This is a genomic window from Saccharothrix sp. HUAS TT1, assembly GCF_040744945.1.
Classification (GTDB): Bacteria; Actinomycetota; Actinomycetes; order Mycobacteriales; family Pseudonocardiaceae; genus Actinosynnema.
Genome location: NZ_CP160453.1, coordinates 1,830,820 through 1,841,803, shown reverse-complemented (window position 1 = coordinate 1,841,803; position 10,984 = coordinate 1,830,820). Strand labels below are relative to the sequence as shown.

Annotated in this window: 11 protein-coding genes; 7 read left to right on the top strand and 4 right to left on the bottom strand. The window is 74.6% G+C overall.

From position 1 onward, the window contains the following. Positions 1-144: 144 nt before the first annotated feature. The 5 genes from AB0F89_RS09080 to AB0F89_RS09060 all read left to right on the top strand — a co-directional run bounded on the left by AB0F89_RS09080 (position 145) and on the right by AB0F89_RS09060 (position 6,188). Positions 145-2,337: an FtsX-like permease family protein gene (locus tag AB0F89_RS09080; protein ID WP_367134491.1), complete on the top strand. Its 2,193-nt coding sequence runs from the start codon at positions 145-147 to the stop codon at positions 2,335-2,337. A gap of 88 nt (positions 2,338-2,425) precedes the next feature. After that, positions 2,426-2,965, top strand: coding sequence for an RNA polymerase sigma factor (locus AB0F89_RS09075; protein ID WP_367134489.1), 540 nt, complete (start codon positions 2,426-2,428; stop codon positions 2,963-2,965). Then, on the top strand, positions 2,962-3,384 hold the full coding sequence (locus AB0F89_RS09070; protein WP_367134487.1) for a hypothetical protein: 423 nt from the start codon (positions 2,962-2,964) through the stop codon (positions 3,382-3,384). The genes AB0F89_RS09075 and AB0F89_RS09070 overlap by 4 nt, the downstream gene beginning before the upstream one ends. After that, the gene (locus AB0F89_RS09065) at positions 3,381-4,919 is read left to right on the top strand and encodes a CHAT domain-containing protein (RefSeq protein ID WP_367134485.1); all 1,539 of its coding nucleotides are present in this window, start codon (positions 3,381-3,383) and stop codon (positions 4,917-4,919) included. Before AB0F89_RS09070 ends, AB0F89_RS09065 begins: the two co-directional genes overlap by 4 nt. 315 nt (positions 4,920-5,234) lie before the next feature. Further along, entirely contained in the window at positions 5,235-6,188 is a 954-nt protein-coding gene (locus AB0F89_RS09060) for a hypothetical protein (RefSeq protein ID WP_367134483.1), read from the top strand. 728 nt (positions 6,189-6,916) lie between these two features. On the opposite strand, the gene AB0F89_RS09055 is transcribed toward AB0F89_RS09060, so the two are convergent. Together AB0F89_RS09055 and AB0F89_RS09050 are read right to left on the bottom strand one after the other, a co-directional pair. After that, positions 6,917-7,105 (bottom strand): hypothetical protein, encoded by a 189-nt coding sequence (locus AB0F89_RS09055; RefSeq protein ID WP_367134481.1) that lies wholly within the window; start codon positions 7,103-7,105, stop codon positions 6,917-6,919. A gap of 182 nt (positions 7,106-7,287) precedes the next feature. Next, the gene (locus AB0F89_RS09050; protein WP_367134479.1) at positions 7,288-8,748 is read right to left on the bottom strand and encodes a PLP-dependent aminotransferase family protein; all 1,461 of its coding nucleotides are present in this window, start codon (positions 8,746-8,748) and stop codon (positions 7,288-7,290) included. A 61-nt stretch (positions 8,749-8,809) separates the two neighbouring features. Between AB0F89_RS09050 and AB0F89_RS09045 the strand changes: the two genes are divergently transcribed. Beyond that, complete coding sequence (locus AB0F89_RS09045) at positions 8,810-9,439, top strand: YitT family protein (RefSeq protein WP_367134477.1); 630 nt, start codon at positions 8,810-8,812, stop codon at positions 9,437-9,439. Here AB0F89_RS09045 and AB0F89_RS09040 read toward each other — a convergent pair. Together AB0F89_RS09040 and AB0F89_RS09035 are read right to left on the bottom strand one after the other, a co-directional pair. Next, positions 9,408-9,944, bottom strand: coding sequence for a Clp protease N-terminal domain-containing protein (locus AB0F89_RS09040; protein WP_367134475.1), 537 nt, complete (start codon positions 9,942-9,944; stop codon positions 9,408-9,410). The two genes, AB0F89_RS09045 and AB0F89_RS09040, sit on opposite strands and share 32 nt — an antisense overlap. Beyond that, on the bottom strand, positions 9,941-10,153 hold the full coding sequence (locus tag AB0F89_RS09035) for a helix-turn-helix domain-containing protein (protein WP_141980138.1): 213 nt from the start codon (positions 10,151-10,153) through the stop codon (positions 9,941-9,943). Before AB0F89_RS09035 ends, AB0F89_RS09040 begins: the two co-directional genes overlap by 4 nt. A gap of 65 nt (positions 10,154-10,218) precedes the next feature. Here AB0F89_RS09035 and AB0F89_RS09030 point away from each other — a divergent pair, with 65 nt between their 5' ends. After that, on the top strand, positions 10,219-10,962 hold the full coding sequence (locus AB0F89_RS09030) for a protein phosphatase 2C domain-containing protein (RefSeq protein ID WP_367134473.1): 744 nt from the start codon (positions 10,219-10,221) through the stop codon (positions 10,960-10,962). Positions 10,963-10,984 lie beyond the last annotated feature (22 nt).

Here is a 10,984-nt window from a genome sequence, read left to right as displayed (position 1 = left end):
CGTCGCCGTCCGATCACGGGTCGGCGACGCCGGACCGGACCACCGAAGCCACGTCACCGGCCCTCAGGGCGTCTGAAGAGGTGTGACCCCATTTCCGCACCAGTGCCACCACCCGCACGGCCGGGGCGCTCGGGGAGCGCTCCGATGAGGTGGGCCGCCGACCTGGTCCTCGGCATCCGGCTGGCCGTCGGGGGCAGCCGGACGTCGTGGACCAGGTTGGCGCTCACCGCCGCCGGCGTGGGCCTCGGCGTCACCGTGCTGCTGCTGGCCGCGTCCGTCGGCCCGGCCCGGGAGGCCAAGACCCAGCGCGTCCAGGCCGCTGCCCCGCACTCGACCGAGGAGGGCGCGACCCTCAAGGCCCGCAACGTCAGCGTGTCCTGGCAGGGGCGGCTCATCACCGGCGTGGAGCTGGCCGCCACCGGCGACGACGCGCCCGCGCCGCCCGGCGTCGGCCGCCTGCCCCGCCCCGGCGAGCTGGTCGTCTCGCCCGAACTGCTCGACCTGATGCGCACCGACGACTCCGTCCGCGCCCGCTTCCCGGAGCGGGTCGTCGGCGTGATCGCCGACGCCGGCCTGCCCCGGCCGAAGTCGCTGATCTTCTACGCCGGGCTGGCCGACGCCCACCTGGACAGCGCCTACCCGGCCGCCGGGTTCGGCAGCGACCGGTCGCCCGTCACCCTGTCGCCGATCTACCGGCTGCTGGTGGTCACCGCGATCACCGCGCTGCTCGTGCCGCTCGGCATCTTCATCCTGGTCGCCACCCGCCTCGGCGCGACCGGTCGCGGTCAGCGGCTGGCCGCGATCCGGCTGGTCGGCGCGTCCCGCGCGCAGCTGCGCTGGATCGCCAGCGGCGAGACGCTGACCGGCGCCGTGCTCGGGCTGCTCGTCGGCGTGGCGCTGTTCTTCGCGGCCCGGCCGCTGGCCCGGTTCATCGAGGTCGAGGGCGTCGGCTTCTTCCCCACCGACCTGCTGCCCGACCCGCTCCTCGGCGCCCTGATCGCCGTCGGCGTGCCGGTGGTCGCCGTGGTGTCGGCCCTGCTCGCCCTGCGGACCGAGGACGTCGGCCCGCTCGGCCTCGACCGCGCCGTCGTGCTGCCGCGCCGCCGGGTGTGGTGGCGGTTCGGGCTGATCGGCGTCGGCGGCGCGCTGGTCGTGGCCGTCTCGGCGATCGGCGGCTACTGGCAGCTCACCGCCGACACCGGTCTCGCGGTCGGCCTCGGGCTGGGCATCGCGCTGGTCCTCGCGGGCACCGGCGCGGTGCTGCCGTGGCTGGTCGGCGAGGTCGCGCACCGCCTCGAACCGGACGGCGTCGCGCCGCTGCTCGCCCTGCGCACCCTGCGCTTCGACGCGGGCACGCCACGCGTGCTGTCCGGCGTGGTCGTGGTGCTGACCGGTTCGCTGACGCTCCAGGTGCTGCTCGGCGTCGCGGCCCAGTTCACCGCCGCGCCGCCGTCGGACACGCCGGACCGCTGGGTGCTCGACCTGCCCGCCCGCACCGGGGTGCGGGCGCTGGAGGAGGCGATCGCGCTGGTCGGCGGGGTGCGGCAGGTCAGCGAGGTGCGCTCGCAGTTCGCCGGCGGCACGGCCATCACCAGCACCGACTGCGCGGAGATCGCCGAACGCCTCGACGTCGACGACTGCGTGAACGGCTCCGCCTACCTGCTCGGCCCCGGGCCGGAGCCGGGGACGGCGCTGACCCTGGACGGGCAGCGGTGGGTCGTGCCGCCGTACCGGGAGCTGGCGGCGGGCTCGGTGCCCGAGTCGACCGGGCTGACCGGGCTGGTCGTGGCCGGCGGGGCCGACCCGGTGCTGGCCGCCGCGCAGCCGCACGAGCTGGTCGTGCGCGGCGACCCGGACGAGTCGTTCGGCGACCGCCTGCTGGCCGCCACCGGGCGGGCCGACCGCGGCGTCACGCTGCGCCGGGGGGTCGAGGCCGGGCAGGTGGAGCTGTTCACGTCGTTGCGCAGCGGCGTCATCGGCGGATCGGTGCTGCTCACCCTGCTGGCCGTGATCGGGCTGGCGGCGGCGGCCGTCGACCAGGTCTTCGAACGCCGCCGGCCGACCGCCGTGCTCGCCGCCAACGGCGTGCCGCCCAAGGTCCTCGCGGCGTCGGCGGTGTGGCAGTCGGCGATCCCCGCGGCGCTCGGCGTCGGCCTGGCCATCCCGATCGGGCTGGGCACGGCGTGGTTGGTCGCGCCGTCCGGCCGGTTCCGGGTCGACTGGGCCGAGGTCGGCACCACGGTCGCCGCCGCGGCGGTCGTCGTGCTCGCGGTGTCGCTGTGCACGCTGCCCGCGTTGCGCTCGGCGATCCACCCGACCGGTCTGCGAACCGAGTAGGGACGCACGGCGGTGACCGCCGGTTCCACCGGCCACACCATCGAGCGGCGACGGTATCCCCAGGTCAGAGCGGTGGCTCTGATGGAGCATGCAACACCTGGACAACGCTGAACTGCTCACCCTCGCCGGCCTGGGCGACCGGACCGCGTGGCACGAGGTCGTGCGCCGGTACGCGCGCCTGGTCTGGGCCGTGCCGCGGTCGCACCGGCTCGGCTCGGACGACGCGGCCGACGTCTGCCAGGCCACCTGGCTCGCGCTCGCCGAGAACCTGGCCCGCATCCGACGGCCCGACCGGCTGGGCGCGTGGCTGGTCACCACCACCCGGCGGGAAACGCTCACCGTGCTGCGCCTGCGCGGCCGGGAGGAGTCGCTGGCGGAGTGGGACGCGCCCGCCGACGGACCGACGCCGGAGGAGGTGGCGCTGGCCGGCGACACCCGGCTGTGGGACGCCTACGCGACGTTGACCGACCGGTGCCGGGAGATCCTGCGGCTGACCGCGTTCGCGCCGGAGCTGTCGTTCCGGCAGGTCGCCGAGGCGGTCGGGGTGCCGGTCAACAGCCTGGGCGCCACCCGCGGCCGGTGCCTGGCCGTGCTGCGCCGCAGGCTCGGCGCGGAGGTGGACCGGTGACGACGGACCGCGAAGTGCTCGACGCCATCGCGCGCCTGGTGGACGAGCTGGACCCGGCGCCCGCGACGCTGGCCGACCGGGCGCGCGCCGCGCTGGCCGAGCGCACCGGCGCGGCCCCGCTGCGGCTGCTGTCGGACTCGGCCGAGGGCGAGGAGCCGGGGATGCGCGGGTGCGGCGGTGGGCGGCGGTTGCGGTTCACCGGCCTGCACCTGCGGCTGGACCACGTCGCGGGCGGTCTCCAGGTCACCGGGCTGGCAGTCGGCGCGTCCCTCGTCGTGGCTCGCCGGCCCGGTGGCGAAGTCGCCGTGGAGGTCGACGAGGCGGGCTGGTTCCACCTCGACCGGGTGCCGTCCGGGCCGGTGCGGTTCGTGCTGCGCGGCGCGGGCTGTGAGCACGCGACGCGGTGGTTCGTCGCATGACGCCGGACCGCTTCCCGGCGCTGGTCAGCCGGGCGGAGGCGTTGCTCGCCACCGGCCTGGTGGAGGAGGCGGGTGTGCTGCTGCGACCGGCGGTCGGTGCGGGGCTGCCCGAAGCGCTGCTGCTCGCCGCGCGGTGCGCGTTGCGGGACGACGACCTCCCCGCCGCGCACGACCTGGCGGTCGAGGCCGAAGCCCTGTTCCGCCGGCAGGACCGGCTGTCGTCCGTGCCGGCGGCGCGGGCCGTGGCGTTGCGCGCGGGCGGGCGCGGTTCACCCGGCGCGGTGGCCGAGGCGTGCGATTCCCACGGGCACCACGAGGACGCGGCCGAGCTGCGACTCCGGCACGCGCCGGAGGAGGCGGCCACGCGCAGGGGTCGGGGCACATCCCGGTCCCGGGCCATCGGCTGGCTGGCGCGGGCCCGGCTGGCGGACACCCGGCGTGCCGCCGTGGCCGCGTGCCGGGCCGGGTTGGCGCTGCGCGACCCCGAGCTCTCGGCGGACCTGGTGGACATCGCCCTCGACCACGCGTTGACCAGCGGTGACGCCCGTTCGGCGTGGCGCTGGAGCGAACGGCGGCCGGGTGGTCCCCCGGCGGAGGTGGCGCGGGCGCGGGCCGAACTGCGCCTCGCCCGCGTGCGGGGTGACCGGGACCGGGTCGTGCGGCTGGAGCGCGAGCTGGTCCGGGTGTCGCGGTCGTCCGCCGGTCGTCCCGGTGTGCCGCTGGACGACGTCGTGGACGCGTTGGGCGACCGGGCCCTGCTGGTGTTCATCAGCCACCGGGGCGGGCTGGTCGGGGTGTCGGTGGCGCGGCGGCGGGTCCGGCTGCACGACTTCGGCGCGGCCGGGACCGCGGCGCGGCACGTCCGCTCGCTGTCGTTGGCGGACGCGCCGCACCGCGCCGCCGAGCTGGACCGGCTGCTGCGGCCCGCCGGTGACCGGGCGGTGGTCGTGGTGCCGAGCCCGGAGCTGGCCGGGCTGCCGTGGGCGGCACTGCCGTCCGCCCGGGGGCGGGCGGTGTCGGTGGCGCCGTCGACTGGGTGTTGGCACCGGGCGAACAGCCGGACGCCGGCGTTGGGCGAGCGCCTGTGGGCCGCCGGGCCGTCCCTCGTGCACGCGCGTCGTGAGGTCGAGGTGCTGCGCGGGGCGCACGGCGGGTCGGTCCGGTCCACGGTGGGGGGTGTGGTGCGCGGAATGGGTGAGGCGGACGTCGTGCACATCGCGGCTCACGGCGTGCGGCAAGACGAATTGTTTTCGTATCTGCAATTGGAAGACGGGCCCCTGCACGGGCACCGCTTCGAATTCCTTGATCGCGTGCCATCGGTCGTGGTGCTCTCGGCGTGCGAATCGGGATTGGCGCGCGTGCTGCTCCGGCGTGGCGCGCGGGTGGTCGTGGAAAGCGTCAGGGCCGTGCCGGACGACCGGGTGGTCGACGTGATGGTCGACCTGCACGCCGGCCTGGCGCACCCGGCGCAAGCGCTTGCGGACGCGCAGGCCCGGCACGGCGACCTCGGCTTCGTCTGCATGGGCGCAGGGTGACCACCCTTCGCTCGCCCGAGGGACACCCGATTGGCGGAATGGGGCTGGCGGGGTCGAAGCCGCCGGTCAGGTGCCCACCGGGGGCGGAATCACCACGTTCACAACGGACATTGCCGACCATCACACCATCAGGGGTACACGACGGACTGTATTCACCGCGCGATGTGACAACCCGGACAGCCGCACCGGACCGCCCTTCCGAGTGGGTTCCGGCGGAGAACGTTCGAAATCGCGGTGGCCAGTGCTAGACATAGCAGAACGTCGACCTCGAACGGTCCGTCCCGTTCGCCGTACCCGGAACGGTGGTGATCCACGGTGGCAGTCCCCTTCGCGGTGCGCCGCAGCGGGTCGTTGCTGCTCCGGGCACTCGCCGTCGGTGGTTTCGCGACGGCGGCGTGGTTCGTGTGCGCCGGGGTGGCGGCCGCGGGCGGAGACCACTCGGACGAGGTGGCGAAGACGCCCGACCTGGTGAACCTGGCGCTCGGCGAGCCGTCGGCAGGGGCCGACCTGCTCGCCGGCGCCGTGCCGGAGGACGTGGCGCCGTGCCTGGAGCACCACGCCGCGGGGCAGCCGTTCGGGCTCCCGCTGGTCGAGCCGTCCACGTTCGACGTCGCGGCGTTCGAGGCCGCGACCTTCGACGTGGCCGCGTTCGACGTCGCCGGTTACGCCTTCGAGCACTCCGCGGTGGCGGACCAACCTTTCGGGGCCGGCTACGCGCCCGTCCAGGGCATGGCAGCCGCCGTGCACGAGGAGGCGTCGTACGCCGACCCGGACTACGCGGAGTCCACCACCCACAGTTACTCAGGCGGCTACAGCCACTCGGCCGTGGCCGCCAACACCATGCCCGCGCCGCTGTACGAGGCGAAGGTGGCCGCCAAGGCCGCCGCCCGTGCCGCGACCCGGGTCGAGGTGGCCGCGCCCGAGCCGGCCGCCGTCGAGGTGAGCACCCCTCCGCGCACCGCCGCGTCGCCGTTCGCCGTGGACGTCCCGTCCGCGCCGACCGCCGAAGTCGAAGTGGACGCCTCCGTGACGTGGGAGGCTCCGGTGCCGAGCGCGCCGGCCCCGGCCCCGAAGCAGGCGCCGAGCGCGCCGACGGCGTCGTCCTCGTCCAGCGGGGCGGACAGCGGCGGCGGCCACCGGGGTGGCATCATCGCGTCGTTCACCGGCCAGTCGAACCCCAAGCCGCCGACCGCGTGGTCGACCGAGCGGCGTGATGACGACCGGTCACCGGGCAGCGTCCAAGGGCTGCCCAGCACATCACCCGACTGAGTTCGACAGGACCCGTGTGCCCTGAGCACGCGCGCCGTCACGACATCTCGACCAGTCACTTCACGCACTGTCACCGCATCGGTGACGTCTTCGCGCACGACCACCACAGGCCCCCGTCCTGCCAACCGCGCCCTGGCAGGACGGGCAAGGTCCCGTCGCCGCGCTGCCCCCGCAGCGAGGGGACCGAACGGGAACCTGCGGCAGGGGACGCCAATCCCTGGAGCGTCCCCGCCGCAGGTCCACGAACCGCCGTCGGGTTCCGGCTCATCGAGGGGCTGCGCCGGAGCCCGACGGGATCGGTTACACGATCGAGTGATCATCGCCCGAATATGTACGGAAACACTGTTACCGAACCTCGGTTAAAACCATGAGGAGCCCCTTCCAACCACGAACCACCTCAACCCCCCGACCCACCACCCCGACACCCTGCCGAGCAAGCCACAACCACCAACCCCACCCCTCACCCCGAGGCCCACCCCCACCCGCCCCGCTCGCCGGGGCCCACCCACCCAACTGCTGGACCACTCGCCCCGAACCCACCACACCGCCGACCCCCGCACCGCTCCCCAACACCAGCCCGCCAGCCGATCAACGGCCCGCCGACACTCACCACCAGCCCGGCCACCGCCAACCTGATCACCACCAACTCGGCTACCGCCGGCCCAGCCAGCGGACCACCGCCGGCCCAGCCAACCCGGCCACCGCTGGCTCAGTCACCGCCAACCCGGTCACCGCCAGCCCAACCAGCCAGCAGGCCACCACGCCGCCACCAACCCGGCCGCCCGCTGCCAGTCGCCACCAGCTGCCACCGCCAGCCGAAAGGCTGTCGCCAGCCACCAGCCGCCGGCCGCCAGCCGCCAGCCGGCCACCAGCCGCCGGCACGCCGCCACCGCCAACCGGCAGCTGGCAGCTGCCACCGCCAGCTGCCATTGCCAGCCGAACACCGGACCGGCGACAAGCCGCCACCAGCCCAGTCGCCGCAAGTCCGATCAGCACCAGCCTGGCCGCCGCCCACCCGGCCGCCGCCCACTCGGCCATCGCAGGCGCCGGCCGCCAGTCGCCGTGGATCTCGCGCGCGGAACCGACCGCTCCCCTCAGCTCACGCGACCGGCACGGCCAGGTCTGTGTCGTCGGCCATCCCGGTGCCCGACACGGAGGCGGCGACCAGGCCCAGGCGGCGGGCGGCGTCGTGGAGGACGTCCGGTGGTTGCACGAAGGGCAGGCGGAGCCAGCGCTCGAAGCCGCCGTGGGCTCCGAAGCGCGAGCCCGGGGCGAGGCGGATGCCGTGGTTCTGGGCGACGACCGCGATCCGGGTGCTGACCGGGGCGTCCAGTTCGCACCACACGCTCAGGCCACCGGCCGGGCGGCGGAAGCGCCAGGTCGGGCAGTGCTCGCGCAGGCCGTCCATCAGCACGTCGCGCTGGGCCGCCAGTTGGGCGCGCCGTTCGCGCAGCGCGGGCTCGGGGTCGGCCAGCAGCTCGGCCAGCACCAGTTGCTCGACCACGGCCGACCCGAGGTCGAGCGCGGTCCGGGTGGAGATCAGGCGGTGCACCACTTCGGGGGATGCACGGATCCAGCCGACCCTCAGCCCACCCCAGTGGCTCTTGCTGGCCGAGCCCAGGGTGACCACCAGGTCGTCCGCGAAGGCCGCCATCGGGGGCGGGCCGTCCAGCGGGTCGCCGTCGAGGTCCAGTTCCACGACTGTCTCGTCCACGACCAGCGGCGTGCGGGCGCGGCGGGCGGTGTCGGCCAGTTCGGCGCGGCCCTCGGCGTCGAGGCGGTGGGCGGTGGGGTTGTGGAAGTCCACGACGACGTAGGCCATCCGCGGTGCGGCCTGGCGGAGGGCGGCGGCCATGCCGGGCAGGTCCCAGCCGGTGTCGGTCATCGCCACCGGCACCGGGATGGCGGAGACGGCCTTGATCGCGTCCAGCGCGTTCGGGTAACTGGGCTGCTCCACCAGCACTCGATCACCCGGACCGGTGAACAGGCGCAGGGTGAGCGCGAGGGCGTGCTGCGCGCCGCTGGTGATCACGATCTGGTCCGGTGACGTCGGCAGCCCCCGCGCCGCGTACCGCTCCGCGATGCGCTTGCGCAGCTCGGGCAGCCCGTGCTCGTAGTAGCCGTGGTCGGCCAGGTGCTCCGGCAGGTACCGCCGCACCTGGTCGAACGCGGCCAGCACGCCGGGCAGCGCCGGCGGCGCGGCGCGGGCGAAGTCGACCATGCTGTGCCCGACCAGCGGCGTGTCCGGGGTGATCCCCAACGTCCCGGTGGGCAGGCTGATCCACGACCCCGCACCCCGCCGGCTGGCGACCAGCCCCTCCGAGCGCAGCTGGTCGAGCGCCGCGGTGATCATCGTGCGGCTCACCGGCAGCACCTCGGCAAGCTCGCGCTCGGCGGGCAGCCTGGTGCCCGCGGGCAGCCGGCCGTCGAGCACCAGCAGCCGGATCGCGGCGGCCAGGTCGGCCGACCCCTGACGTGCGCCGCGGCGGCGCCACTCGCCGAGCAGCCGGGCCAGGCGGAAACCGGATATGCGTCCACCTGGTGGGACGTCAGCGTTCATAAGGCCAATTATTGCTGATTGGCTCTGGAATACAAGGCCAATCAGCGCCAAGGATGGCCACATGCTCGCCGCACTCACCCAGGTCCCGGTCTCCGTGTCACCGTTGCGCCGCATCCCCCAACTCCTCGCGGGGCTGTGGCTGTACGGCGCGAGCATGGCCCTGCAGATCCGCGCCACCCTCGGCCTCGACCCGTGGGACGTGCTGCACGAGGGCCTGACCAAGATCACCGGCCTGTCGTTCGGCCTGGTCACGGCCCTCGTCGGCGCACTGGTCCTGCTCTGCTGGATTCCGCTCCGGCAGAAGCCCGGCGTCGGCACGGTCAGCAACGTGGTCGTGATCGGCCTTGCCGTGGACGTCACCCTGTGGCTGCTGCCGAACCCGACCGAACTCCTGCCGCGCGTCCTCTTCCTCACCGCCGGCATCGTGCTGAACGGCCTGGCCGCCGCCGTCTACATCGGCGCGCGCCTCGGCCCCGGTCCGCGCGACGGCCTGACGACCGGTTTCTGCGCGCGGACCGGGACCTCGCTGCGCCTGGTCCGGACGGTGGTCGAGCTGGTCGTGCTGGGCGTGGGCTGGCTGCTCGGCGGCACGATCGGCGTCGGCACCCTCCTGTACGCCGTCACCATCGGCCCGCTGACCCAGGCGTTCCTGCCGCTGGTCACCTGGGTGAGCGAGCGACCCGCTTCCTGACCTCGACGTAGCTCACGCCGTGCGCGCCCAGCACCTCGGCCACGAGGCCGCGCTCGGCCAGCAGCGCCAGCACCAGGTGCTCCTGGTCGAGCCGGCCGTGGCCGAGGTCGCGCGCCTCGACCAGGCTGCGCTCCAACGTCTTCTTCGCCGACGCCGTGAACGGCAGGTGGTTGCCGAAGAACCGCCGCTTGCGCCGGACCGGGCCCTCGGCCAGCGCGCCTTCGCCGTGCGAGCGCTCGACCGAGGCGACGATCCGGTCGACGTCGATGCCGAGCCGGCGCAGCGCCTCGGTGTCGGCGTCGCTGAGCCCGCCCTTGCGCCGGGCGGCGGCGAACGCGTCGACCACCTCGTCGCGGGACAGGTCGAAGTCGGCCAGCACGGGCGCGTCGAGCAGCGCCAGTGCCAGGTGCTCCGGCCCGATCTCGGGCGCGTCGAGGCGTTCGGCCTGCGTCACGGCGTCGTGGACGGCCTGGCGCGCGGCCCTGGTGAACCGTTCCGCGATCATCGGTCTCCCCCGTGCTTCTTGTGGACGGCCTGCCGGGTGACCCCGAGCTCGGCCGCGATCTCCTGCCATGACCAACCGCGGGCGCGGGCGTTGCGCACCTGCACGGTTTCGAGCGTTTCGAGCAGTCGGCGCAGGGCGCTCACCGCCCGCAGACCGACCCTGGGGTCCTGGTCGCCCGCCGCCGAGGCGAGTTCGGTCGCTTCCGTCATGCCGTCAACCTTGGTTGACAAATGCCGACTTGTCAACCCAGGTTGACGCACTAGGCTCGACCGCGATGCCCGAGATCACCACCGCCGAACGGGCCGGGGTGGGCCGCGACGGCCTGCCGCGCCCCACCGAGGACCGCGTCGTCCGCCTGCCGAACGCCGTGGTGCTGCTGGACGGCGCCACCTCGCCGACCCCGCGCGAACGCGACGGCGGCTGGCACTCCCGGCACCTCGCCGCGGAGCTGGTCGACCTCACCGGCGACCTCGCGGACGACCTGGCCCGCGCCATCGGGCGCCTGGCCGACCAGCACGGCCTCACCCCCGGCGACTCGCCGTCGAGCACGGTCGCCATCACCCGCTGGACCGACACCTCCGTCGACGTGCTGGTGCTGGCCGACAGCCCGGTCGTGGTGTTCACCGACGACGGCGCCGAGGTCGTCGCCGACAACCGGCTGCGCGACCTGCGCGGCCGGGTGGACCGGATCACCGACTGGCGCAACCGCGAGCACGGCTGGTGGGTGGCCGAGGCGGACCCGGCCGCCGCGCACCGCGCCGTCCGCGCGACGTGGCCGCGTGACCAGGTCCACGCGGTGGTGATGGCGACCGACGGCGTGTCCTGCGGCGTGGACGACTACGGCTTGTTCCCCGACTGGCGAACCGTGTTGGACATCACGTCGGAAAAAGGCCCGGAAGCGGTGCTGGACGAGATCCGCGCGGCCGAAGCCGGTGATCCTGATCGGGTGAAGTGGCGACGCGCGAAAGTGCACGACGACCAAGCGCTGGCAGTCATCCGATTTCGGGCGGGAAAATGAGAAAAGCCCCTCGCCGGAGCGG